The 23244-nt window shown below is 40.7% G+C and carries 28 protein-coding genes; 18 read left to right on the top strand and 10 right to left on the bottom strand.

Annotated elements, in window-relative coordinates; translation table 11 throughout:
• Positions 1–63 precede the first annotated feature (63 nt).
• Positions 64–807, top strand: a complete 744-nt coding sequence (locus ACSSTM_RS15800; protein WP_034660685.1) for a (S)-benzoin forming benzil reductase — start codon at positions 64–66, stop codon at positions 805–807.
• A 287-nt stretch (positions 808–1094) separates the two neighbouring features.
• Positions 1095–1628, top strand: a complete 534-nt coding sequence (locus tag ACSSTM_RS15805) for an HD domain-containing protein (RefSeq protein ID WP_060597222.1) — start codon at positions 1095–1097, stop codon at positions 1626–1628.
• On the opposite strand, the gene ACSSTM_RS15810 is transcribed toward ACSSTM_RS15805, so the two are convergent.
• A complete protein-coding gene (locus ACSSTM_RS15810; protein ID WP_066030464.1) occupies positions 1625–3109 on the bottom strand; it encodes an esterase/lipase family protein in 1485 nt (494 codons plus the stop codon). The genes ACSSTM_RS15805 and ACSSTM_RS15810 overlap by 4 nt on opposite strands.
• 182 nt (positions 3110–3291) lie before the next feature.
• Here ACSSTM_RS15810 and ACSSTM_RS15815 point away from each other — a divergent pair, with 182 nt between their 5' ends.
• The 9 genes from ACSSTM_RS15815 to ACSSTM_RS15855 all read left to right on the top strand — a co-directional run bounded on the left by ACSSTM_RS15815 (position 3292) and on the right by ACSSTM_RS15855 (position 9669).
• Positions 3292–3528, top strand: coding sequence for a YuzF family protein (locus tag ACSSTM_RS15815; protein ID WP_003213721.1), 237 nt, complete (start codon positions 3292–3294; stop codon positions 3526–3528).
• A 185-nt stretch (positions 3529–3713) separates the two neighbouring features.
• Positions 3714–4817 (top strand): AI-2E family transporter, encoded by a 1104-nt coding sequence (locus ACSSTM_RS15820; RefSeq protein ID WP_034659839.1) that lies wholly within the window; start codon positions 3714–3716, stop codon positions 4815–4817.
• 66 nt (positions 4818–4883) lie between these two features.
• On the top strand, positions 4884–5105 hold the full coding sequence (locus ACSSTM_RS15825) for a spore germination protein (RefSeq protein WP_034659837.1): 222 nt from the start codon (positions 4884–4886) through the stop codon (positions 5103–5105).
• 98 nt (positions 5106–5203) lie between these two features.
• Positions 5204–5425, top strand: coding sequence for a spore germination protein (locus tag ACSSTM_RS15830; protein ID WP_095285833.1), 222 nt, complete (start codon positions 5204–5206; stop codon positions 5423–5425).
• 96 nt (positions 5426–5521) lie between these two features.
• Entirely contained in the window at positions 5522–5770 is a 249-nt protein-coding gene (locus ACSSTM_RS15835) for a YueH family protein (protein ID WP_034660684.1), read from the top strand.
• 27 nt (positions 5771–5797) lie between these two features.
• Positions 5798–6205, top strand: a complete 408-nt coding sequence (locus ACSSTM_RS15840; RefSeq protein WP_034659833.1) for a YueI family protein — start codon at positions 5798–5800, stop codon at positions 6203–6205.
• 60 nt (positions 6206–6265) lie between these two features.
• Positions 6266–6817 carry a cysteine hydrolase family protein gene (locus ACSSTM_RS15845; RefSeq protein WP_095285834.1) on the top strand — a complete coding sequence of 184 codons (552 nt, stop codon included), beginning with the start codon at positions 6266–6268 and terminating at the stop codon, positions 6815–6817.
• Between the two features lie 17 nt (positions 6818–6834).
• Positions 6835–8304 (top strand): nicotinate phosphoribosyltransferase, encoded by a 1470-nt coding sequence (locus tag ACSSTM_RS15850; RefSeq protein ID WP_034659831.1) that lies wholly within the window; start codon positions 6835–6837, stop codon positions 8302–8304.
• A 138-nt stretch (positions 8305–8442) separates the two neighbouring features.
• On the top strand, positions 8443–9669 hold the full coding sequence (locus ACSSTM_RS15855) for an EAL and HDOD domain-containing protein (RefSeq protein ID WP_106036552.1): 1227 nt from the start codon (positions 8443–8445) through the stop codon (positions 9667–9669).
• 33 nt (positions 9670–9702) lie between these two features.
• Here the strand turns inward: ACSSTM_RS15855 and ACSSTM_RS15860 are convergent, their stop codons facing one another.
• Positions 9703–10056: an inner spore coat protein gene (locus tag ACSSTM_RS15860; protein ID WP_095285836.1), complete on the bottom strand. Its 354-nt coding sequence runs from the start codon at positions 10054–10056 to the stop codon at positions 9703–9705.
• 505 nt (positions 10057–10561) lie between these two features.
• On the opposite strand from ACSSTM_RS15860, the gene degQ reads away from it, so the two are divergent.
• From degQ to ACSSTM_RS15890, 6 genes are all read left to right on the top strand, one after another.
• Complete coding sequence (gene degQ, locus ACSSTM_RS15865) at positions 10562–10702, top strand: degradation enzyme regulation protein DegQ (RefSeq protein WP_003213123.1); 141 nt, start codon at positions 10562–10564, stop codon at positions 10700–10702.
• Between the two features lie 151 nt (positions 10703–10853).
• Positions 10854–11768 (top strand): polyprenyl synthetase family protein, encoded by a 915-nt coding sequence (locus ACSSTM_RS15870; protein ID WP_034659828.1) that lies wholly within the window; start codon positions 10854–10856, stop codon positions 11766–11768.
• Positions 11765–11932, top strand: a complete 168-nt coding sequence (gene comX, locus ACSSTM_RS15875) for a competence pheromone ComX (protein ID WP_081311380.1) — start codon at positions 11765–11767, stop codon at positions 11930–11932. Before ACSSTM_RS15870 ends, comX begins: the two co-directional genes overlap by 4 nt.
• A gap of 56 nt (positions 11933–11988) precedes the next feature.
• Entirely contained in the window at positions 11989–14301 is a 2313-nt protein-coding gene (locus ACSSTM_RS15880; protein ID WP_095285837.1) for an ATP-binding protein, read from the top strand.
• A gap of 80 nt (positions 14302–14381) precedes the next feature.
• Positions 14382–15023 (top strand): response regulator transcription factor, encoded by a 642-nt coding sequence (locus tag ACSSTM_RS15885; RefSeq protein WP_058013793.1) that lies wholly within the window; start codon positions 14382–14384, stop codon positions 15021–15023.
• Between the two features lie 23 nt (positions 15024–15046).
• Complete coding sequence (locus ACSSTM_RS15890) at positions 15047–15436, top strand: hotdog fold thioesterase (RefSeq protein WP_437404241.1); 390 nt, start codon at positions 15047–15049, stop codon at positions 15434–15436.
• 107 nt (positions 15437–15543) lie between these two features.
• Here the strand turns inward: ACSSTM_RS15890 and mnhG are convergent, their stop codons facing one another.
• Genes mnhG through ACSSTM_RS15925 form a run of 7 tightly spaced genes read right to left on the bottom strand, consistent with a single transcriptional unit; the run spans position 15544 to position 21314 of the window.
• A complete protein-coding gene (gene mnhG, locus ACSSTM_RS15895) occupies positions 15544–15918 on the bottom strand; it encodes a monovalent cation/H(+) antiporter subunit G (RefSeq protein WP_003213369.1) in 375 nt (124 codons plus the stop codon).
• Positions 15902–16183, bottom strand: coding sequence for a Na(+)/H(+) antiporter subunit F1 (locus ACSSTM_RS15900; protein WP_008345849.1), 282 nt, complete (start codon positions 16181–16183; stop codon positions 15902–15904). Before ACSSTM_RS15900 ends, mnhG begins: the two co-directional genes overlap by 17 nt.
• On the bottom strand, positions 16183–16662 hold the full coding sequence (locus ACSSTM_RS15905; RefSeq protein ID WP_034659819.1) for a Na+/H+ antiporter subunit E: 480 nt from the start codon (positions 16660–16662) through the stop codon (positions 16183–16185). Before ACSSTM_RS15905 ends, ACSSTM_RS15900 begins: the two co-directional genes overlap by 1 nt.
• Positions 16663–16668: 6 nt before the next feature.
• Positions 16669–18147 (bottom strand): Na+/H+ antiporter subunit D, encoded by a 1479-nt coding sequence (locus tag ACSSTM_RS15910; RefSeq protein ID WP_034659818.1) that lies wholly within the window; start codon positions 18145–18147, stop codon positions 16669–16671.
• Positions 18140–18481 (bottom strand): Na(+)/H(+) antiporter subunit C, encoded by a 342-nt coding sequence (locus ACSSTM_RS15915; protein ID WP_003213576.1) that lies wholly within the window; start codon positions 18479–18481, stop codon positions 18140–18142. Before ACSSTM_RS15915 ends, ACSSTM_RS15910 begins: the two co-directional genes overlap by 8 nt.
• Positions 18481–18912, bottom strand: a complete 432-nt coding sequence (locus tag ACSSTM_RS15920) for a Na(+)/H(+) antiporter subunit B (protein WP_034317176.1) — start codon at positions 18910–18912, stop codon at positions 18481–18483. The genes ACSSTM_RS15915 and ACSSTM_RS15920 overlap by 1 nt, the downstream gene beginning before the upstream one ends.
• A complete protein-coding gene (locus ACSSTM_RS15925) occupies positions 18909–21314 on the bottom strand; it encodes a Na+/H+ antiporter subunit A (RefSeq protein ID WP_342689187.1) in 2406 nt (801 codons plus the stop codon). Before ACSSTM_RS15925 ends, ACSSTM_RS15920 begins: the two co-directional genes overlap by 4 nt.
• A 219-nt stretch (positions 21315–21533) precedes the next feature.
• Here ACSSTM_RS15925 and ACSSTM_RS15930 point away from each other — a divergent pair, with 219 nt between their 5' ends.
• Positions 21534–21743, top strand: coding sequence for a hypothetical protein (locus ACSSTM_RS15930; RefSeq protein WP_012011099.1), 210 nt, complete (start codon positions 21534–21536; stop codon positions 21741–21743).
• A gap of 72 nt (positions 21744–21815) precedes the next feature.
• On the opposite strand, the gene ACSSTM_RS15935 is transcribed toward ACSSTM_RS15930, so the two are convergent.
• Entirely contained in the window at positions 21816–23153 is a 1338-nt protein-coding gene (locus ACSSTM_RS15935; RefSeq protein WP_003213451.1) for a 2-hydroxycarboxylate transporter family protein, read from the bottom strand.
• Positions 23154–23244: the final 91 nt, after the last annotated feature.

Consider the following 23244-nt stretch of genomic DNA (forward strand, 5'->3'; position numbering starts at 1 on the left):
CAGATTGCTTGATGTCATACCGTTCCACTACGTAAAATAGTGTTATCAAGGGAGGAGATTGTCATTCGAATTTCAATCGTTACAGGCGGATCAAAAGGATTTGGTCTAGCACTTGTGAACCGGCTGCTTTCACGCGGGGACCATGTGTATACGGCAGCAAGAAGTGCATCGCCGATTTACCATCCGGAGCTCACACATACACAGGTCGACCTGACAGATGAGAAAGCAGCAGCCAAATGGCTTCAAGATAGTCTCACGCCGCAAACACTGGCAGCTGCTGATGACATCTTATTCGTCAATAATGCAGGCATGGTGACACCTATCAAACGTGTGGGGCAAGGCGGACAGGATACGCTTCATCAGCATTATACGTTGAATCTTGTCATCCCTGTTTTGCTGAGCCATGTTTTTACCAAGCAGACTCAATCATATAGCGGAAAGAAAACGATCGTTCACCTTTCTTCTGGAGCGGCGAAAAACCCTTATAAAGGCTGGAGTGCGTATTGCAGCTCAAAGGCAGGACTTGATATGTTTATGAGGACTTTGCATGAGGAACAGCAGGACGAGGCGTATCCAATCAACACGTTTTCATTTTCCCCCGGCACCATTGATACAGATATGCAGGGGGAGATTCGGAAGTCATCAAAACAGGACTTCGAACAAATTGACCGTTTTCAGCAATTATATGAAACAGGCACGCTGAAGAGTCCAGATGAAGTCGCAGGTATTTTGCTCGATCTTTTAGCGGATGATCCAGCTGGCGGATGCGTATACGATGCACGTGAGTATGTGAAAAAGCAGTCATAACGACTGTAGCAGCGTGAAGACAAACCCTCGCATTCGGTGTCAGTCCTGCATGCCGGTGCTCACGAATCTCAAATTCGCTCCGCGCCAGCTAGACTTCAAGGGTTTTCATATCACACTGTAAAGAAGAAAAAAGCAGTCATCACGACTGCTTTTTTTCGTCTTGTACAAGCAAAACCAGTTGATTTGACATAAGCTAATCTTGAGACTCATAGAAAATATAACAGAACATTTGAGTTTCTTTTCAGAATATGTTAGGATGCTAAAAATATAGATAAGGAGGGGTTTCCATGAGAAAGGTTACATTAATGGATGTTTACACCCATCCAGTTGCTCAAAAGTATTTAAATCGTTCAGGAAAAGCCCATGCGATTGCTTGTGCTTATCACGCATTCAAGCTGGCGATGCAGGCGGGAATTAACCCAGATCTGGCTGTGAAAGCAGCACTCTTGCATGATATCGGCCACTATGAATGGTATACAGCCGGCGGAGAATGGGATTACGAGACATATAGAAGAAATGATATTCATGCCATTAAAGGTGCAGAGCGGGCACACAAACTGCTCATACGGCTCGGGGAGGAACCAAAAGCAGCCAAAGATATTGCACTTGCGATTCTGCTTCATACGGATTCATATTTGCCAGAGGGCGACCTCCATAAGGACACACTCCAGCAAATTGTGAAGAAAGCAGATGAAATGGATGAAGAGCCTGGCGGACACCACCATTACAGACAAATAGACGAATCATTGGCAATGAAAAAGATTGCCGATTTGGATCAGAAAGTGCAGCAGGCACTCCAGCCCATGAAACGCTCTGTTTAGTATGGAATGTCTCCATGAATCGTTCCGTGCTGATCGACATACAACGTGCGAATAACGGTACGGTTAAACGCAGATGTTCCTGACGTAGTGAGTCCGGTGTAATGCACCGTGACGGAATAAGCACCTTCTTTTTTCAATTGAATGGCTGATGAGGTACTTGTTTTCAGTGGATGATCCTTTTGTGCATCTTTAAAGTAATTGGTTTCCACTGATTTGCTTAACCGTTTAATCAGACCGCTTGAATGGGTCGATGCATCCCCTGACTTCGATGCAGCTGCTTTAATTTCTTCATTTAATGGTGAATCAAAGGATACAAGCAGCAGATAAGGAGCCTTTTTTCCTGAATTCGATCGAATCGTCCATTTTCCAGGAACGGGCTTATTGATTTGCACATGGTGTGAATATGCGCCTTCATATGGGAAAGATGCTTCCGATGTCTTAAGGTTTGTTAAGACGTCTCCATTTGGGGCGATGATTTCTGGCCGCGTCTCCTGCCTTTCATTTAACCACTGAATCGATAAGCCATTCGTTCCTTCCTCTACATAGAACGCTTCTGTTTTATCCTTTTCACTTTCTCCACCTTTCACATAAACATCTGTATTCAGCTCAGCAGAAACGGGCTCTTGTTCCTCTTTATTTTCATTTTCAGCGCTTGCGACATTTGCCAGAAGCTGATGCTGGAACACAGGAAACATACTTGTGCCGTTTTTGATTGAATGATGATCCCATTTTCCTGTTAAAATATTGTTTGCATACGATAGTCTTGTGCTGTTTACCGTGACGGCGCCATCATTTGCACCAAAGCTCTTTAAATACATGCCGCCTAAATACAGCACACCGCCAAATGTTCCCCATTCCGAGCCAGAGTAGGTGACATATTTATTGGGAAACGCCTCCAGCTGGTCGGTTTCACTTCGAAAAGCCGCCATCAGACCGGTTTGCAAAGAATAAAGCGCGTCGCTTTTTTGTCCAAGAATTTGCGCGAGCCAGCTTCCGCCCTTGCTATACGCTAGATCCGCAAGCGGTGTCCCGTTATGAGGAGAGCCGAGAGTAATGACCTTTTCCACATAGGGATGGGCTTTGAAATACACCAGTGCGGACTGTGTATCGACCCCGCCTTTACTATGACCAATCACAATGAGTTTTCTACCAAACGCATCATAAATTTCTTTGAGCTTTTCTGCTAATAGTTTGCCGTTCTTTTTCATGTCCTGATCTGGATGCAAATCTATGAATGCGCTTTCGTATCCGTTCAGAACAGCCTGCTTTGCCATATCGTTTCGATCGGACCAAGTGGAGGAGGAGCTGTTAATGCCATGAACAAAAACAAGTGGTGGTTTTGACTCGTCTTTTTGAACGGGCTCTTCTCCTTTAAACCACTTCCCCGGCGTCCCAGGTGGATCTCCAATTGTGCCTGCATACGCATAACTTGCAGAGGATAGAAAGAGCATGACAGCAACAATACAGATGAGTTTTTTCAAGACAATTCACCTCTTCGAATGATTTAAATTGTTGGCAGCACCAATCTATTATACTTCTAAAAAATGTAAAAACGCACTATTTGTAAAAATATGGTATTAATGTTGTGGGTTTGCCCTGAGTGACATTCACATGGGTTCATGCATACGCTGTGGGTAAATACACAAGTAAAGGGGCAGGTAGGATGGCACAACAAGGAAGTCCACAGCTTGTTTCATTAGTTGATCCATATGTTTATCAAACATTGCAGAAAGTGGTCGGTATGAGATTAATTGTGCAAACAGTGAAAGATACGGTGCGTGGGAAATTGAAGGAAGTTATGCCGGATCATATTGTGATTGAAGCGGGGGCGAAATCAGTTTTTTATGTGCGGATCCAGCAAATCGTGTCGGTGATGCCTGATCACAGTGAAAGAGTGTAACAAGCAGACGCATAGATGTCTGCTTTTTTTTCATGCTTATAGAATGTATATCTGGAAAAAGTGCATGATATACCAATTGTTCTTTTTTTTTCAAAAAATGAGGTTCTAAAACAAGAAGCAGTTGACAGAAGGTGGGTTGAATAGTAGTTTTTTAATAAGATCAATACGTAACAGGAGGAGCATCTTTGTTAAAATCTAAAGTTCATTTTTGGACATTCCAAATATTACTTGTTTTACTCATTGTCTATGTATCAACAAAGGTTTCGTTTTTATTTCAGCCGATTATTTTATTTGCATCAACTCTGTTTGTCCCCATCTTACTGGCGGGTATTCTCTTTTTCATCTTTAATCCAATTGTTCGATTTTTGTCCAAGAAAATTCCTAGGACACTCGCTATCCTGATCATTTATCTTCTGTTCATTGGACTCATCACGTTCATCGTCAATGCTGCTGGACCGGTGATTGTCTCGCAGGTCGGTGGACTTGTCAAAAGCTTCCCTGGTTATGTGACGGACATGCAGAAGTTTATCAATGACTTTTCGCATTCTAAAACATTTACTTGGATGATGAACCAAGATTATGTGTCTGTCTCAAAATTTGAACAGACGATCGTTTCGACATTAAAAGATTTGCCGGAAAATATCGCTTCAAGTATGTCTGCTGTGTTTGGCGTGATTGCCAATATCGCCTTAGCCGTCATCACAGTTCCGTTCATTTTGTTTTATATGCTGAAAGACGGGCATAAGTTTCCGGACAAGCTCGTTCAATTTTTGCCAATGCCTTACCGTAAGGAAGGATTGAAGATTTTTAAAGAATTAAACGACACACTTGCGGCTTACATACAGGGGCAGATTGTTGTCTGTTTATTTGTTGGAGTGGCTTGTTTTATCGGATACTTATTAATTGGTGTGAAATATGCGCTTATTCTTGGCATTATCATTGCGGTCACAAATGTGATTCCGTACCTTGGACCATATCTTGGCGCGGCACCAGCTGTGCTGATTGCCTTTCTTGATTCGCCTGGAAAAGCAGTGGTGACAGTGATTGTGATTCTTGTCGTTCAGCAAATTGACGGAAATGTCATTTCTCCATTGATCATTGGGAAACGCCTTAACACACACCCTTTGACCATTATCCTGCTGTTAATTGGTGCAGGAAGCTTTGGGGGAATCCTTGGCATGATCTTTGCAGTCCCTGTCTATGCACTGCTCAAAGCGATCACCCTAAATATTGTCAGATTGGTTCAGCTGCGTCAGCGGTCTCGTAAAGAACAGCATTTAAACGTATAGGGCAGATGCACATCTTTTCCCTTTTTGCATAAGATGGTTGACATAAGCAGATAGGGGGAGATTCTGATGCCTGCAATCGTTGGACCTATTCATATCGAGTCATTAGGAGGAAACGGTGCAGCTACTTTCGGTGATGTACTGGCCATTGCCCCTTTGGCTGTAAACCACTCCACTGGCGGGGCGGGAGCCTTTAATTCAGGTGATTATATGTCTCTTACAAGTGATCCTAATGCGACGATGCTTTGGGACTTCACATTGTTTGACCAGCCTCAATCATTTAATGCATAGAAAGACAGCTGGTGATCAAATATCAGCTGTCTTTTTTTATTTGTGATACACGTATTGTTGAGCTGGGCAAATGATGTGGATAGAAAAGGTGGTGGACAATGCCAGCGATTGTTGGACCTATTCATATAGATCGTGTGTACGGAAATGGGGCGGCACATTTCGGCGGTGTTTTTCCCATTTCGCCAAAAAGTGTTGATTACTCCGCCGGTGGTTCAGGTACCTATCATGCAGGGGACCTCGTCCAATTTTTTAACAGTCCAAACGTCACATTTGTTTGGGATTTAAATCTTATTAGTCAGCAAAAGAGCTTCAATGCGTAGCCAGCTTTGAAAGGGATTTCCTTTTCAGAAGCTGTCTTTTTTTATGGTACAATGGATATGGATGTAAGAAGAAAAAAGAGGTGTGAACAGAGTCAAATGAAAATTAGAAAAGCACACATCACAAGCCGGCAACCAAAGACCTACAATGTATATTTACATGAAAATAAAAAAGAATATAAAACGCTTGTTGCCGTACCTGACATTGAATGGAGTATATCCATTGCGTACGAGGACGAAAAAGAGCAGCTGATCCATACGCTCGAGCAATCCTTAATGGAAAGAGCAGAAACAGACGAAGCCCGTGAGCTTGCACTAAAGATTGTGCACTGGGTCACAGAAATGTAAATTTTAAAACCAGGAGTGAAAACAGCGATGAAAGAAGAATCCGTAGACTTTTATTTGCAGCAAGGAATATTTGGACATGCTGAAACAAAACCCGATGAACGAAGAATGTTTCTCGGTTCATTAAGGGAACGAGCGCTTCTCGCCCTGACAAAGGGACAGGTATTACGAAATAAACCGTATCAAGAGGTCGAACAAGTATTAAAGTCCAACCGTCAGGCCACTGTTCTTTTAAATGGTGAGTTGTCCTATGCATCTTATTCTCAATATGTGAAAATGGCTAATGCCGCTGGATGTTCCTTTAAAGTGGTGAATCATTATGAGGCGCATTCTCCTTTTGGTCTTGTGATAGAGCTATCAAATGCGGTCAATCAAGAGCACATCTATATAGAAGATGAGCTGTTTCAGAAGGCTTTTTCTCACGAATCTGTTGAATAGGTTTCCCTAGTGAAATGAATAGGCTATAATGAGTCAAAAGAGCATATGGGAGAGATGCGGATGGGCAAAGCATTGGTTTGTATTGATTATACCGTTGATTTTGTTGCAGACGATGGAAAATTGACATGCGGAAAGCCTGGACAGGCGATTGAGCCTAAGATCACAGAGATCACTTCTTCGTTTATTGATGAAGGACACTTTGTCGTCTTTGCAGTCGATCATCATGAAGAGCAAGACCCTTATCATCCAGAGACAAAGTTATTTCCGCCCCATAATATTCGCGGGACAAAGGGAATTGAACTTTATGGCAAACTAAGTTCACTATTTCACACGTCAAAACATTTAAAACATGTCTACTATATGGAAAAAACAAGATACTCTGCTTTTGCAGGCACTCAATTAGAAATGAAACTGCGCGAACGCGGCATCACTGAACTTCATTTAGCCGGCGTATGTACCGATATTTGTGTACTTCATACAGCTGTTGATGCGTACAATAAAGGCTTCGAACTTGTGATTCACCAGAATGCTGTAGCGAGTTTTAATGAAGCGGGGCACGAGTGGGCACTTTCTCACTTTGAGCAGTCGCTTGGTGCGAAAGTGGTTAAGTAAGGGAAGGAGAATGGAAGTTGGAGCATCGGTTTATTGACGACAGTTTATCACTACATACAGATCTTTATCAAATTAACATGGCAGAAACGTATTGGAGAGACGGCATTCATGAGAAGAAGGCAGTTTTTGAACTCTTCTTCAGAAAGCTTCCATTTGACAATGGCTTCGCTGTATTTGCTGGTTTAGAGAAAGCGATTGAATATTTATCGGACTTCTCCTTCACCGAAAGTGATCTAGCGTATTTAAAAGATGAACTCGGTTATAAAAGCGATTTCATTGATTATTTAAGCGGGTTGTCCTTTACAGGAACACTTCATTCAATGCGTGAAGGCGAAATTGTCTTTGCAAATGAACCGATTATGCGCATCGAGGCAACGCTTGTAGAAGCGCAGCTAATCGAAACAGCCTTGCTGAATATCGTGAATTTCCAAACACTGATCGCAACAAAGGCGGCTCGGATTAAAGGAATCATTGAAGATGAGACAGCACTAGAATTCGGAACAAGACGTGCGCATGAAATGGATGCAGCGATGTGGGGAGCAAGAGCGGCACTCATCGGCGGCTTCCAGGCGACAAGTAATGTTCGTGCTGGGAAGCGCTTCAACATTCCAGTGTCAGGAACTCATGCCCATGCGCTTGTACAAGCATACCGCGATGAATATACGGCATTTAAAAAATATGCTGAAACCCATACAGACTGTGTCTTTTTAGTCGATACGTATGATACCGTGAGATCCGGTATTCCGAATGCCATTAAGGTAGCGAAAGAATTCGGAGACAAAATCAACTTTATTGGTGTCAGACTTGATAGCGGTGACCTTGCATACTTGTCTAAAAAAGCTAGAACGATGCTGGATGATGCAGGATTCCATGATGCAAAAGTCATTGCATCGAGCGATCTTGATGAACATACCATCATGAATTTAAAAGCACAGGGTGCCAAAATTGATGTGTGGGGTGTTGGGACAAAGCTGATCACAGCATTTGATCAGCCAGCTCTTGGTGCAGTGTATAAACTCGTATCTATTGAAGAAAATGGAAAAATGAACGATACCATTAAAATTTCGTCTAACCCAGAGAAAGTGACAACACCAGGACGTAAACGTGTGTACCGCATCATCAATCAATTGAATCATCATTCTGAGGGTGACTACATTGCGCTCGAAGAGGAAGATGTTCATAGTGAGGATAAACTGAAAATGTTCCACCCTGTGCATACATTTATCAGCAAATTTGTTACAAACTTTGTGGCTAAGGATCTTCATGTCCCTATTTTCGAACAAGGAAAACTTGTATATGACAATCCGGATATTCAAACGATTCAAGCCTATGTGCAGGATAGCCTCGGACTTTTCTGGGAGGAATATAAACGAATCAGCAAACCAGAAGAATATCCAGTCGATTTGAGTCAAAAATGCTGGGATAACAAGATGCAGTTTATCCATGACGTGAAAAATAAAATTAAAAAAGAGCTTTATGAAAGCTAATTGGAAGAAAAGGAGATCATCAAGCCGGGTGATCTCTTTTTTTATTTTTTGACCGATTCAAAGTGAACCATAAGCACAATCATTTGGTATACTGAAAGCACATCTTGTTTGTCATTGCATAAAGGAGGATTGGAGCAGTTGAGGGTGTTTGTTGCGAGACAGCCTATTTTTAACAGAAAAGAACAAGTCGTATCATATGAGCTGCTTTATAGAGATAGTGAAACCAATACATATAGCGCTGAAGACGGTGACCAAGCGACAACGGACCTCATTATAAATAGCTTTTTAAATATCGGTATCGAAACATTGACAGAGGGCAAACGATGCTACATTAATTTCACCGAAAGCTTACTTTCGTCTGATCTGCTCACCTATTTTGATCCGCATCAGCTTGTGATCGAGATATTAGAAAATGTACCGATTACCCCGGCACTTATTATGAGATGTAAGCAGTTAAAAAAATGGGGATATACGATTGCACTTGATGATTTTTTTCTAAGCGGAACACATTTTAGTGACAAGTTGCTTGACGAACTCCTCTATTGCATTGATATTTTAAAAATTGACTTTCTGAAGACCACATCGGAAGAACGAAGAAATATTCTACATACGTATAAAAAATATCGACTTCGCTTCCTTGCAGAAAAGGTGGAAACGCGAAGAGAGTATGAAGAAGCGCTAGAAGCCGGCTTCCATTTGTTTCAAGGGTATTTCTTTAGCGAGCCTCGTGTCATATCAGGACGAGCATTATCGACCAGCTTCCATGCGTACCACCAGCTCTTAAATGAGCTGAGCAAGGAACAGCCGAATATCCAGGTCGTGACCCATTTTATTGAAAGTGACCTTTCGCTGTCATATCAATTATTAAAAATGCTGAATTCAGGCGGCATGAGACGTCTTTATCAAATCAAAAGTATCCGGCAGGCGATTATCCTGCTTGGGTTTAATGAAATTCGGCGCTGGATCTTTATTCTTTCATTTAAAGAACTGAATGTCCAAGCCAACTCAAGCCAAAAAGAAATTATCAAAATGTCATTCATTCGGGCGAAAACGTGTGAACTGATTGCGAGTCGTACTGAACGAGAGCACCCAGCCTCTTATATGCTGACAGGTATGTTTTCTCTCATTGATACGCTTGTCAGGGCAGATATTACAGAACTTGTGAAAGAGCTGCCGCTTTCTGATGAAGTTGGCGAGGCACTGCTTGGCTATGAAAATGATTATTCATTTGTGCTAGATGTAGCCAAACGGATTGAACGAAATGAATGGGATGATGAGATGTTAAATGGGGAACTCCCGAAGCAAGAAGCCTACGGCTGTTATATAGAAGCCATTGAATGGTGTCATAAAATGTTTGAATCTTAAGAAAAGCCGCTCACGTCAGAGCGGCTTTTTTTGTTATGCCCACTGTAAAAGAAGAAAAAGTCTGCTAGAGGCGAGAGACAAGTAGATACGAATGCCTTCTGGACTAAAGCGGATGTCAATGCCACTTTTCACACCGATTTGCTTCAGCATTCGGATGACACTTGTCGAATCAGAGCGCTCAGCAGCCTCCATGATGCGCTGTGCAAATGAAAGCGAGCTGGAAATCTGCTGTGTAATGAGTGAAGCATCAGCAACAAGTCGGGCTGATTCTTTTGCGGCTCGTTGAAACGAGTGGGCATCTACTGGAGGAAAAGTCATAGGTGTGCGCGGGGATGCATGGCTCATTGCGGGGACCTGCAAAGCAGGATAAGGAACATAGTAAAACATATGGTCACCTCTTCTCTCATTGACGTGAAATTGGACGGATATCTGTTTTAAATGTATGTAGAAAATCAGAATAAAGAATCAAAATGATCTTTCTATCTTTATAAATCCAACATAAAAATAGGTACTTTTGCGGTCAATTTCGGTGAATGTCGCCAAAAAATTGCGGTGTCCACAATAGGGTCTGTCGTCTGACCTATAACACGCAAAACCGAGGATATGGAAGGGATCATACGTTCTGATGTGAGAAAAGTGTGACGAATGATGCCTATTCTTGTCGCAAAAATGACGCAGTTCCTTTGAAATTGAGATAAAAGTATGATTTGAAAAGTCAGAAAATGATGAAAAAAGACCTATTGAATTTTGCGGTATCACGCACACATTTTGTGCATACTTTTCGGTGAAAAAATACTCAATTACATTTACACTGTTAGTAGCAGATCAAATACTTATGACCCAATCACCATACACAAATACATTGATCTTCCAAAAAAGGAGAGTGGAATCGATGGAAAAGTATGAAATCGAAGAACTTAAACAATTATTATGGAAACTTGAAAACGAAATTAGAGAAACAACGGCTTCTCTTCATAACATTAACAAAAGCATTGATCAATACGACAAATATGAATATGTGAAAATTTCTTAAAGACTTGATAATCATCAAGTCTTTTTTTTATCCAAATACATACAAAAAAAGGATATATTATTATATAATTGTTAAATAGTGATGTCAGTGGACATTTGCTCATGTCTTTTTAGTAAAATAAAAGGCGGAAGGGTGAGGTACAAGAGCGAGTATGCTAAACTATCTAGAGAATACAAAAATCAAGCAGAATATGTCTGATTTTATTCAACATGCAGTCAGGCAGAAGGATTTACAACAACTGCTTCTAGAATTTACAGATAGAAAGAATGAATTTCCCTTTGGGCAATTGGCTTACAAGCATTATGAGGCATTTGGCGGACAAGACAAGCAAGCGATTACACAATTGTCAGCAGGGATTGAACTTCTCATCTTATCAGCCGATATATTAGATGATATTGAAGATCAGGACAATGATTCGTATCCTTGGATGAACGTCGACCAAGGAGTGGCCATCAATGCTTCTACGTATTTGTATACGCTGAGTACCCAATTCATCATATCAATAGGTGAAAATGATTCTCAACTAATTGAGAAACTGTTCCAACTCATCAAATGGTCAATGGAAGGACAACATGAGGATTTGCGTCATATGCATGAAACAGAAGAAGAGTGTGTAGAGGTGTTAAGGAAAAAATCAGGATCATTAACAGCTCTTTCTAGTGTACTGGGTGTTTATTTAGCGACGAGAAAAATCAACTCAACTGTGGAATCATATTCAATATGTTATGGTGTTGCTGAACAGATCAGTAACGATTTTTTTGCGTTATTTTCGAAAACAAACGGAGATTTTCTAAAAAAACAAACGCTGGCATTTAGCTATTTACAAAGAGGTTTTAACGATGCCAGTCAAGAGCTTCTTACGTTCTTTTCCGGTCGTTTAGATGAGTCAGAACAAAAGTCATTTCAGCTGAAGCAGAAATTACTTGAAGCTGGTTTGACTCAGTACATGGTATCAATGAGAGAGATTATGCTGTTAAAAATGAGGCAAGGGATTGAACAACTTGATTTACCTAAAACAAATAAGGAACAATTGTATGCATTTATGACAAAGGAGGGCAATGATTGAACATTCAAAATATCATTGCATATCTAATAAAAAACCCAGGTGTGGTCGATGAATTGATATCTGGAAATGCAAGCTTAATTCATGCTGATGCACAAACAACTGCAGCCATTATACAGGGGGTAAAAAAAGAATACATGAATGCAAAATACATCTGGGAGTATTAATTTAAAGTTCAAACCTGTATGATGATTTAATGATCTTTCTTAAGGATGTTTTAAAAATGAAGCTTACCTATACAAAATTGTCCACGTTTCTTGTATTTTTATCTTTTTTATTTGTGATCTATATTTCATATATCTATGTATTTGATATTTTTAATGGTGCACGTGTAGAAAAGAATGAAAACGGTCAAACGGAAGTTGTTGACGTTGAATATCTTTCTTTAGCTTATTCGTCGGGGTTAAAAGAAGGAGATATTATACTAAAGATAAACGGACAATCTAATTTAATTCAAGACCACATGATCAATGGTAAGCTTAGAAATGTACAAAGAATTGATATACAAAGAGGCAACCAAATCATATCACTTAAAAATAAGACGTTGATTGGTCGCGAAAGCTTATTTGTCTATTTAATCCCTCTTCTTCTATATTCAATATGCTTATTCTGTATCTTTTTTATTATTAAAATTAACAAAGAACCGCAACGAAAATCTGCATTTTTATTAATTTTATTCTTATTGTCAATTTGTATTGGGTATCTGAGTGCAGGTACGTCAGGAATTGGTGATAGATTTAGCCATTATGTTCTCTTATTGTGTTTATCAAGTGTGTCTATCTTATATATTCATTTTATCTATCAATATTTCAAGGAATTTGATGTGCATTTAACGAATCCAAAGCTCATCAGGTACTTATATTTGATCCCTATTTTTAACCTTGCCGTACATAGCGGGGTTTCGGTGTCATCTGAATTGAGAAAATATGTTCCTAGTATCAGTTTGCTGTTTTTTTTCGGAACAGTTTTAGTAGCTCTTTATTTAATAGTCAGAGGAATGAAGAAATATAAAAAAACAGCACATGGTTCAGTTTTAAAGTTTTTTGCCATTATGAATGTTTTGTCGTTCAGTCCATTCATTCTCTTTTTTGTTATTCCCTATGTGTTTTTTGATAAGTATTTGATTGATCCTTTTATTCTGACATCAATCGTTTTGTTAATTCCTTTTTCTCTCGTCTACCAATTCATGACGAACAAACTTTACAATATGGATTTTTTGATTAGCAGACTGAGGTACTATGGCTTTCTAGCCATCACACCGACCATTTTTGTTGTTGTCACGTTTTATATTCTGCAAAAACCAGAAGATTTGAAGTACACACTGAAGCTCGCATTAATCACCTACGCGCTCATGCTGGCTGTTTTCTATTTCAAAGAAATTCTAGATTTCCGTTTTCGTCTGAAGCGTTTTTCAGAGAAGCATAATTACCAGGACAGCGTGTTTAAATTTACGCAGCTTATTCGTGAGGCGTCATCACTTCATCAAGTGCTGTATCATTTGAAATACACCATTTTAGAAGTGCTTGTTGTTAATAAAGCCTTTGTGCTTGAAGTGAAGCCAGATGGACAGATTGAAGAGATTGATGAATCTTCAGGTGATAGCAATCTATGGAAAGAGTATGTGGATCAATTTCAGGATATTTTAGGGGAAGTCGGGAAAATCATTGAGCTTGATAAAGGGTTTATGATGAAAATTGGCGAGCGGGGCGGTCACTCGTTTATGATTTGCTGTTTATCCAATTTACAGACACCGAAATTGACGCGTGATGAGATTTCTTGGCTGAAAACATTGGCTTTTTATACAAGTGTCAGTTTAGAAAATGTCGTCAAGATCGAAGAATTGATGGAGCATCTTGAAGATTTGAAGCAGCGTGAAGCGAATCCTGCTTGGCTGAAAAAAGTCATGTTTGCGATGGAAGAAAAACAGCGCTCCGATTTAGCGAGGGATCTTCATGATTCCGTGCTGCAGGATTTGATATCGCTGAAAAGACAGTCAGAGATGTTTTTAACGAATTTCCAAAACGATCAATGCCCAACGTCTATTGAACAATCGCTTATCTCATGGAATGAACAAATGTCTAAGGTGATTCAAACCACGAGAGAAACATGTCATGAACTTCGGCCGCAGCTGCTGTACGATTTAGGTTTAGTCAAGGCGATGTCGAAGCTGACTTCTCAAATTCAGGAGGAAGCACCGTTTCATATCCGGCTGAATACAACACGCTTTGATAAAGAACTGGACATTGATATTGATTCACAGCTGAATATTTACCGAATTGTTCAGGAGCTGTTATCCAATGCCCTGAAGCACTCCCAAGCCACTCAAGTGTTAGTGATGCTGATTTGTATTAAAGATCAGGTTGTTCTTCACTACGAGGATGATGGAGTCGGTTTTGATGCAAGCCATCTTGATCAGCACACCATGAGCATGGGCCTCTCGGGAATCAGAGAACGAGTCAAGGCGTTAAATGGGAAGCTTCACATTCACACAGCCCCAGAAAAAGGACTGAAGGTGAAAATTGAAATGGAATTGTAACGATTTATTAAGGAATAAGACTTGGCATCTGCCAAGTCTTTTATATAAAATGGAAGTGAGTGATTTAAAGGGAGGAAGACATGAAGAAGATATTGGTCATTGATGATCATCCGGCTGTCATGGAAGGGACAAAAAGCATATTAGAATCAGATCAGCAGCTATCAGTCGATTGTTTAAGTCCTGATGCAGAAGCCGCCTTTTTAAAGACGCATGACTTTTCCATCTATGATGTGATTTTGATGGATTTAAATCTCGGGGATATCAATGGAATGGACATTGCGAAACAAATTCTAGAAACCAACCAACAAGTGAAAATTATCATTTATACAGGGTATGAAGTAGATGATTATTTTGAAGAGGCCATTCGGGCTGGATTGCACGGGGCAATTAGTAAAACAGAGACAAAAGACAAAATTATTGAATACATACACCGCACATTGCAAGGAGAAGTTGTCATTCAGCTATCCTATTTAAAGAAATTAATTTCACAGCAGCAAGAAAAGCCAGAACAGGCGCAGCAGACCGATCATGAGCTGTTAACAGAGCGAGAGTGTTTGATCCTCAGAGAAGTGGAAAAAGGATACACGAACCAAGAGATTGCCGATGTGCTTCATTTGAGCAAACGCTCGATTGAATACAGCTTGACGTCCATCTTTAATAAGCTGAATGTTGGCTCTCGAACCGAAGCGGTGTTAATTGCAAAATCTGAAAGTGTGCTGTAAACGTGTGAAGGGAGAGAACCCTGATGGAAGTGAGTGGATCAAATACACTGCTTGAGGCACTTGGGATTGAGATTGTAGAGTGTAATAAGTCACGATGCGTGGCGACAATGCCAGTCGATCACAGAACAAAACAGCCATTTGGACTGCTGCACGGAGGAGCATCTGCTGCTCTAGCAGAAACAGTGGCAAGCATGGGGGCTGCGGCTCATTTAGACTTAACTCAGCAAGTTTGCTCAGGGATTGAAATCAATGCCAACCATTTAAAATCTGTACGTGATGGAGTAGTGACAGCGACGGCTGTTCCTGTACATGTAGGGCGCCGTACAATGGTATTTCAAATTGATATTAAAGATGATCGGGACCGGCACATCTGTACGTCAAGATGCACACTTGCTATCATTGATCGCATATAAAAAAGCTCCCGGTGCAGCGGAAGCTTTTTTTAGGTTGGATTGATCCATAAAATGTTTTTTTTATAGAAATAAAAGAAGGACCTCACATGTGAGGTCCTTCTTTCGGTTTATAAGTACGAGTCTTCTTTTCGTTTAATCACGAAGTTACGAAAACCACCATAATCATCTTGTACACTTCGTTTGTCCATCTTGACTCCAGTATTGTAGGCGGCTCTTCCGATCAAGTGTGCGCCGACCGGAGCTGTTAAAAAGATAAAGACAATCCCAAGTAGAATCTTCGCAGAAATAATGCCTGCAAGAAACCATTCGTGAAAGAATACCCCAACTAATATGAGGACAACACCAAGTGTCGATGCTTTTGATGCAGCATGCATTCGTGTATAAACATCTGGCAGGCGAAGAACGCCAATGGCTGAAATGAGACAAAGGATGGCGCCAAGCAGGATAAAGAAAATGACAATAGCTTTAGCGATGACGATCATTTTCAATCACTTCCCCTTTCTCAAGGAATTTGGAAAAAGCGACAGTGCCGATAAAGGCAAGGATACCGAGCAGTAAAATAATTTCAAAGAACGTTGTCGTTTTCAGCAAAATGGAAACGATGGCTGTCATCCCAATTAAATTGATTCCTATCGCATCAAGTGCACTTACACGATCAGGAATAGAGGGACCTTTGATAACCCGTATAACAAAAAGAAGGGTGGACAGTGCAAGAATGCCAAGTGACATTTGTAATATGAGCTCCATTACTTACCACTCACCTCCTGAATCGCTTTTTCAAATGAAACCCGGATATCGTGAATGGCTTTTTCTGCATCTTCAATATCCATCGCATGAATGTACAAAATTGAACGATCATCAGAAATATCAATGACGAGTGTACCTGGTGTCAATGTAATCATGTTAGCCAGTATGGTGATTTCCCAATCCGTTTTCAAGTCCGTACGAAAGGCGAAAATACCGGGCTTAATTGTGAGCTTTGGAGATAATACGGTCTTTAATACACTTAAATTGGCAAGAAGCAGCTCCCGAATAAAAATCAATACGAGCTTGAAAATCGCAAAAAGGGCATAGCCGTAAAAACGCTGCGGGAAAAATCGCCGAAACATAAAAATGGCGACCATCCCTAGTACAAAGCCTGATACAAAGTCTGCGGCTCTGTAAGTATCATTCATAAACATCCATGTAAAGGCGAGGAGAGCGTTTAGTAATATTTGAAAGGCCATGTTTATCTACTCCTTCAGCACAGCTTGAATATATTTTTCTGGTGTTGATAGCATTTCCGCTGCTTGATTGATATAAGGGGCAATGAACTCTGTCCCTAACCCAATGGCAAGCGACAAGATCACAAGCAGTACGCCAGGGTACACCATTCCTTTAATCGACGGTTTCCTTCTTCGCATATCTTGTTCCTCGCCCCAAAATGCGAGCATGAAGATTCTCATAATCGAATAAAGGACAAGAAGGCTGGACAGTAAGACAAGGATAGAAAAGGTCATGTGTCCAGCAGAAAAACCACCTTCTACAATCTTTAGCTTTCCAACAAAGCCACTCAGCGGCGGAATTCCTGCCAGTGATAAAGCCGAAATGAAAAACATCCACCCTAGTAAAGGCTGAGATTGAATCAGCCCGCCCATCTTTTTCAAGTGGTTTGTGCCAGCGTACACGAAGAGTGCACCTGCCAGCATAAATAAAGCGCCTTTAATCACCATGTCATGAATGAGATAATAAATGGCCCCTTGGAGTGAGGCAGGTGTATTGGCAGCAATCCCAAACAAAATGACCCCCACGGCTGTGACAATGTTATAGATCACGATCTTTTGCACATCAGAATAAGCAATAGAGCCAATCACACCGAATATCACTGTTAGAGCGGCAAACCAAGCCATGAGTGTATGTGTAAACCCTGTATCATGTATAAAAATTAACGTAAAGACTCTGGCAATCGCATATAAACCAACCTTTGTCAGCAGTGCGCCAAATAGAGCAGAAATAGCCGCTGGCGGTGCATGATATGATCCTGGCAGCCAGAAATAAAGCGGGAAGATCCCAGCTTTTAAGCCAAATACAATGAGGAACAGAATGGAAATGACAGTGATTAATCCTGTTTGCCCTGATTCAGCGATCTTCACACTTAAATCAGCCATATTCAGTGTACCAGTGACTGCATATAAACAAGCGACACCGACGATAAATAAAGCCGATGAGATGATGTTAAACACAATGTATTTGAGTGATTCACGAAGCTGAGGCTTTGAACCGCCTAACACAATGAGCATGTAAGACGCCATTAGCAGTAACTCAAAAAATACAAACAGGTTGAAAATATCGCCTGTTAAAAAGGCCCCACTTACGCCAGCTAACAAAAACTGAACGCCAGAGTAATAGAACAGCCGCTCCTTTTCCTTCCCAATCGTTTGAAAGGAGAAAAGAACTGTCACTAGCCCAACGACGGAAGCGGTCAGCACAAGGAGCGCAGCAAACTGATCGGCCACAAGGGCAATCCCAAATGGTGCTTTCCAGCCTCCTAAATAGAGGGTTTGAATCCCATTTGTAAAAATGGTTTGGACTAAATACACATTACAGACAATGGCTGAGAGCGAAGCAAACACACTAAAGCCTCTTGACAGCATGATGTTCTTATTCATAAAGATCAATAGTGTAGCAGCTAATAATGGAATTAAAATAGGCAGGATCACGAGATTATTCATGCTGATCATTTCCTCTCATTTGATCCATGTCATCTGTTCGCAGCTCTTGGAAGGCACGGAAGGCCATGACAAGTAAAAAGGATGTCACACCAAAAGCAATGACAATGGCTGTTAAAATTAATGCTTGTGGTAATGGATCTACATAGGATGTGAGCCCCTCTTTTAAAATAGGAGGAGCTCCTTTTTTTAAGCCGCCCATTGTTAAAAGAAGCAAATGGACGCCGTGACTCAAAACAGCAGTACCGACGATGACCCGCAGAAGGCTTTTTGAAAGCATTAAATAGGTCGCCGCCATAAAAATTATACCGACGATAATAGACATTAGAAATTCCATTATTCCTTCTCTCCAATCGTTTGAATAATGGTCATGGTGACACCGACAACAACCAAATACACACCGATATCAAACAGTACGGCTGTCGCCAGTTCTGTTTTCCCTAAAAACGGCAGTTGGAAATAATCAAATGCATGGGATAGAAAAGGTGCACCGAATAGAAATGATCCCATACCCGTCAGGATCGCGACGAGCAGCCCGGTCGCTGCAACATAAATAAAGTTAAAGGGCAGAATACGTCTCACTGTTTTCAGATCATAGGCTAAAAGCAGAAGAACGACAGCCCCAGCACTCATCAGGCCGCCAATGAACCCCCCGCCAGGATTGTTATGTCCCGCAAGAAATAAGTGAAGGGAAAAAAGCAGGATGATGAATGCTGTGATTTTTGTTGTGACTTGTAAGAGCATATCATTCGTATCAATCTTCCTCATCGCCGCACGCCTCTCTTCCGTTTTCCTTGTGCCTTTAATAATCCATAAATACCGAGTGCCGCAATGGCAAGTACGGTAATTTCAAAGAGTGTATCAAAGCCCCTAAAATCAACAAGGATGACATTGACAATGTTGTCTCCGCCTGCAAGCTTGTAGCTGTTTTCAATAAAGTAAGACGCAATCGTATCAAGTGACTGATTGCTTGTTGAAGCGAAAGCAAGGCATGTCACAATGACACCAACACCTACTGAAATAATGAGATTGGTCATTTTAAATTTCCTTGTTTTTTGCTTCATGCTCAGCTTTGGCAAGTGATAGAAGCAAAGTAAAAACAGTGCCACAGAAATTGTTTCAATAATTAACTGGGTGAGGGCAAGGTCAGGTGCCCTGAAAATAACAAAAAATAGTGACAGCGTATACCCCATGACACCTAGCCCGATAATGGCTGTTAAGCGAGAACGAGCAAACACAGTCGTGAGGGTTGCTGCTATCATCACTAATGACAGAATGACCTCGTACGTGCCGATTGGAGCAGCATGCTCCATATTAAATGAGAAGGCATTCTGATAAAACATGACACTCCCAAGCACGATAATCATGAACCCAAACACATAGACAAGGTAATCACGAAGGAAACCGGTCATATAACTGTTCGTCAGGCGATAGGAGCCTTTTTCTAAGCCGATCAGTGAACGGTCATATAAGGAGTTAAATGACCATTTCTCCTTAAATATGTTGTACATTGGACGCCATTTCGACAACGTCAAATATCCGATAATCCCTAAAGCTACAACACCTATTGTCATATAAAGCTCTGGCTGAAAGCCGTGCCATGCTTCAATTTTGACAACAAACCGTTTTCCTGGATCAATCGCATCGGGAATAATGGCTGCAATCGCAGGTTCAATGACAGAATAAGCTAGAATATTTGGGAAGAAGAAAAAGGTGACCACAAGTGCAGCAAGGATAATTGGCGGGATGAGCATACCAATCGGTGCTTCATGCGGCTTTTTTTCTAATTGATTTAACTGAAGATTGCCTCTAAATGTTTTAAAGAGAAGCATCATACTGTAAATGAACGTAAAGACACTAGCGAGCCAAGCAATCGCTGGGAAAATAGCGCCCCATGTCGAAATATCTGTAAAGTTAATCTCAGAAATACGTAGCATACTTGTGAAAAACAGCTCTTTACTTAAGAAGCCGTTAAATGGCGGGAGTCCAGCCATTGAGAATGTACCGATTAACGTAATCGTAAAGGTAATCGGCATGATGGTCATTAAACCGCCTAATTTCCGAATGTCACGAGTGCCTGTTTCGTGATCAATGATACCAGCCGCCATAAAGAGACTGCCTTTAAACGTGGCATGATTAATTAAATGGAAGATCGCAGCGAGAACGGCCGCGCCGAAAAAGGCGGGGTTGTTTTCATGGATTGCAGCTGCTCCTACACCCAGCATAAGCATAATCATCCCGAGCTGACTAACGGTAGAAAAGGCAAGAATGGCTTTTAAATCGTTTTGACGAACGGCGTGGAATGATCCCCAAAATAATGTCACAAGTCCAACGATGGATATGGTCCAAAACCACACCTCTGAAATAGCAAAGATTGGACTGAAGCGGGCAACAAGATAAATACCAGCTTTCACCATCGTAGCAGAATGCAGATAACTGCTCACAGGGGTAGGTGCTTCCATTGCATCAGGCAGCCAGATATAAAATGGGAACTGCGCTGATTTCGTAAAGGCACCAAGTAAGATCAGAATCATGGCAGGGATAAAGTAAGGTGATGCCATAATGAGCTGAAGCTGATTGACTGCTTCACGAATACTGAATGAATCAGTTATCAGGTAGATGAGGATGAAGCCACCAAGCATAGCTAATCCGCCAAAAACAGTAATAAGCAGTGATTTGGTTGCTCCATATCTAGAGCGTTCCCGCTTATACCAATACCCAATTAAGAGGAAGGAAGAAATACTTGTCAGCTCCCAAAACAAGTAAAGAACCACCATGTTGTCAGATAGAACGACACCGAGCATAGCGGTCATAAACATTAACAAATACGTATAGAAAGAGCCAAGCTGTTCTTTTTCTTTTGATAAGTAGAAAATACTGTACAAGACGACAAGTGCGCCAATACCTGTAATCAATAGCGCAAATAACAAACTAAGACCGTCTACATACACAGTGAAATTCATTCCTAGAGAAGGAATCCATTCGACCTGTGAAAATAACGTTCGTCCATTTGATGTCATCGTAATCATCTGGACAAAATAGCTAAATAATAGAATAGGCAAGATAAGAACAAACCACCCTGTATGTATACGCTTTACGTATTTAAAAAGAAAAGGCACAACAAACGCAAGCAAAAAAGGCGATAGGATGGCGAAGTGAATAAGCTGCAAGAAAATAAACCTCCTTCAATCAATATAAATTCACGTTCTAAAGAACTGGTAAATAAAATTATAGCGTAAATACAGACATAGTGCATTGGTTTGAACTGATTTACAGTAAACTGTATTTGTTTTGAGTTCTTTTGACCACAAAAAATATTTTATCAAAAATGAAACTCATTGTATATTGTTTTGTATTTCGTACATGCTTTTCTTAAAGGAGCTGATTACATGAAACTAAAAGCGGGCATCAGCTTAAGCATATTCTGCACGATTTTAGGAGGAGCATTCTTCATAGAACGAAATGATCAAAAAAGGTGGCAGGCGGAAAGTGAATGGCCGTTGTTTTCAGAACATCTTCTCTATATGACCTATCAAGAGGCAAGACAATATCCATTCCAGCCAAGAGAATATATACGCGTGGTCTCTGCCGAAGAATAAAACCCTTATAGGAGAAAAGAAATATAAAAAAAGCATGTGCCCGTAATAGAGCCCATGCTTTTTATTGTTTGATTAAGTAAACATTCTAAGTAAGATTGTTGCGCAGATCACAGTTGCTGCTCCGCCAAGACGTGTAGATACTTGTGCGAAAGGCATCAGACCCATTCTTCCAGAAGCTGAAAGGATCGCAACGTCACCAGTACCGCCAAGTCCGCTGTGACAGCCTGTCACAATCGCAGATTCTACTGGGTACATGTTCATCAATTTCCCAACGAAGTAACCTGAACCAACCATTCCAAGAACGACAGCGATACATACACAAACAAATGGAATAGAAATCACTGTTGCAACATCATCAAGTGGAATGTATAGAATCCCTAGACCGACCATAAGCGGCCATGTAAAGCTTCTTGATACAAACTTGTAGAACTGCTGTGAGCCATCTTGCAGATGCTGAGGCATCACGTTTAAGTATTTGATTAAAGCGGCAAGAACAATCATTAAGATTGGACCTGGAATATGAACAAAGCTTTCTAACAAACCACCAAAAATGAACGTTGTACAAGCAACGAGTACACCAGCACCCATTAACCCGAAATCAACTTTTGGATCCATATCAGGCTGTTCAAAAATTTCATTTGCCTCTTTTGATTTTACAAGACGGCCATTCCCGTTTAGTTCAGGACGTTTTTCACCAAGCTTCTTCATTGCGCCAGCACAGATAATGGCAATGACGTTCCCAATGACGGCAGCAGGAATTAATTGAGAAATTAATGACTCTGCTGATACACCAAGAATTTGTGAATAAGCAATAGATAATGGCAAAATTCCTTCACCAACACCACCGGCAATAATCGGAACAATAATAAAGAAGAACGAATGATGCGGTGTGTAACCAACTAAAAGACCAACAAGAATTCCAGCAGTCACAGCTGCAATTGTACCTGCAACAAGAGGAACAAACATACGAATAAGGCCTTGTACTAAAACAGTTCGCTGCATCCCAAGAATACTACCTACTACAAGAGCAGAAATATAGAAGTAAAGGAAGTTCGACGTTTTCATAAGAGACGTAACCGCTTCCAACGAGTTCGGATTCAGAACATGAAAAAAGACCAGGAACGATGGTACGAATAAAGAAAGAATCGCCGGTCCACCAATATCTTTTAAGATCGGAATACGTTGTCCTATATCTCCAAGGAAAATCCCCAAAATCATAATAACAGCGAAACCACCAAGCATATTTGCTGGAATTTTATTAAAATAAGCGGCAGTTAAAATAATCGCTGCAAGTACTAAATACACAGGTAAGTCAATAACACCAATTTTCCAAGACATGATCTTACGGAAAACGCTTTTATTATTGTCAGAATCGTCTGTAATCGATTTCAATTGTTGTGTATTAGCCACATAAACACCCCCAAATGCTATTTGACTCAATTGTAGAAGATTCTGTGACACTCATCTATTTATTAAACTAAATTAAGTGTAATAAAAGTAA

This window comes from Bacillus sp. RK1064 (assembly GCF_051488405.1).
Classification (GTDB): Bacteria; Bacillota; Bacilli; order Bacillales; family Bacillaceae; genus Bacillus.

What these genes read in the sequence shown, in the direction of transcription:
- ACSSTM_RS15805 (WP_060597222.1), top strand. Translation starts at nt 1,095, where the DNA reads ATGAGAAAGGTTACATTAATGGATGTTTACACCCATCCAGTTGCTCAA.
- ACSSTM_RS15815 (WP_003213721.1), top strand. Translation starts at nt 3,292, where the DNA reads ATGGCACAACAAGGAAGTCCACAGCTTGTTTCATTAGTTGATCCATAT.
- ACSSTM_RS15825 (WP_034659837.1), top strand. Translation starts at nt 4,884, where the DNA reads ATGCCTGCAATCGTTGGACCTATTCATATCGAGTCATTAGGAGGAAAC.
- ACSSTM_RS15830 (WP_095285833.1), top strand. Translation starts at nt 5,204, where the DNA reads ATGCCAGCGATTGTTGGACCTATTCATATAGATCGTGTGTACGGAAAT.
- ACSSTM_RS15835 (WP_034660684.1), top strand. Translation starts at nt 5,522, where the DNA reads ATGAAAATTAGAAAAGCACACATCACAAGCCGGCAACCAAAGACCTAC.
- ACSSTM_RS15840 (WP_034659833.1), top strand. Translation starts at nt 5,798, where the DNA reads ATGAAAGAAGAATCCGTAGACTTTTATTTGCAGCAAGGAATATTTGGA.
- ACSSTM_RS15845 (WP_095285834.1), top strand. Translation starts at nt 6,266, where the DNA reads ATGGGCAAAGCATTGGTTTGTATTGATTATACCGTTGATTTTGTTGCA.
- ACSSTM_RS15860 (WP_095285836.1), bottom strand. Translation starts at nt 10,056, where the DNA reads ATGTTTTACTATGTTCCTTATCCTGCTTTGCAGGTCCCCGCAATGAGC.
- degQ (WP_003213123.1), top strand. Translation starts at nt 10,562, where the DNA reads ATGGAAAAGTATGAAATCGAAGAACTTAAACAATTATTATGGAAACTT.
- ACSSTM_RS15870 (WP_034659828.1), top strand. Translation starts at nt 10,854, where the DNA reads ATGCTAAACTATCTAGAGAATACAAAAATCAAGCAGAATATGTCTGAT.
- ACSSTM_RS15880 (WP_095285837.1), top strand. Translation starts at nt 11,989, where the DNA reads ATGAAGCTTACCTATACAAAATTGTCCACGTTTCTTGTATTTTTATCT.
- ACSSTM_RS15885 (WP_058013793.1), top strand. Translation starts at nt 14,382, where the DNA reads ATGAAGAAGATATTGGTCATTGATGATCATCCGGCTGTCATGGAAGGG.
- ACSSTM_RS15890 (WP_437404241.1), top strand. Translation starts at nt 15,047, where the DNA reads ATGGAAGTGAGTGGATCAAATACACTGCTTGAGGCACTTGGGATTGAG.
- mnhG (WP_003213369.1), bottom strand. Translation starts at nt 15,918, where the DNA reads ATGATCGTCATCGCTAAAGCTATTGTCATTTTCTTTATCCTGCTTGGC.
- ACSSTM_RS15900 (WP_008345849.1), bottom strand. Translation starts at nt 16,183, where the DNA reads ATGGAGCTCATATTACAAATGTCACTTGGCATTCTTGCACTGTCCACC.
- ACSSTM_RS15905 (WP_034659819.1), bottom strand. Translation starts at nt 16,662, where the DNA reads ATGGCCTTTCAAATATTACTAAACGCTCTCCTCGCCTTTACATGGATG.
- ACSSTM_RS15910 (WP_034659818.1), bottom strand. Translation starts at nt 18,147, where the DNA reads ATGAATAATCTCGTGATCCTGCCTATTTTAATTCCATTATTAGCTGCT.
- ACSSTM_RS15915 (WP_003213576.1), bottom strand. Translation starts at nt 18,481, where the DNA reads ATGGAATTTCTAATGTCTATTATCGTCGGTATAATTTTTATGGCGGCG.
- ACSSTM_RS15920 (WP_034317176.1), bottom strand. Translation starts at nt 18,912, where the DNA reads ATGAGGAAGATTGATACGAATGATATGCTCTTACAAGTCACAACAAAA.
- ACSSTM_RS15930 (WP_012011099.1), top strand. Translation starts at nt 21,534, where the DNA reads ATGAAACTAAAAGCGGGCATCAGCTTAAGCATATTCTGCACGATTTTA.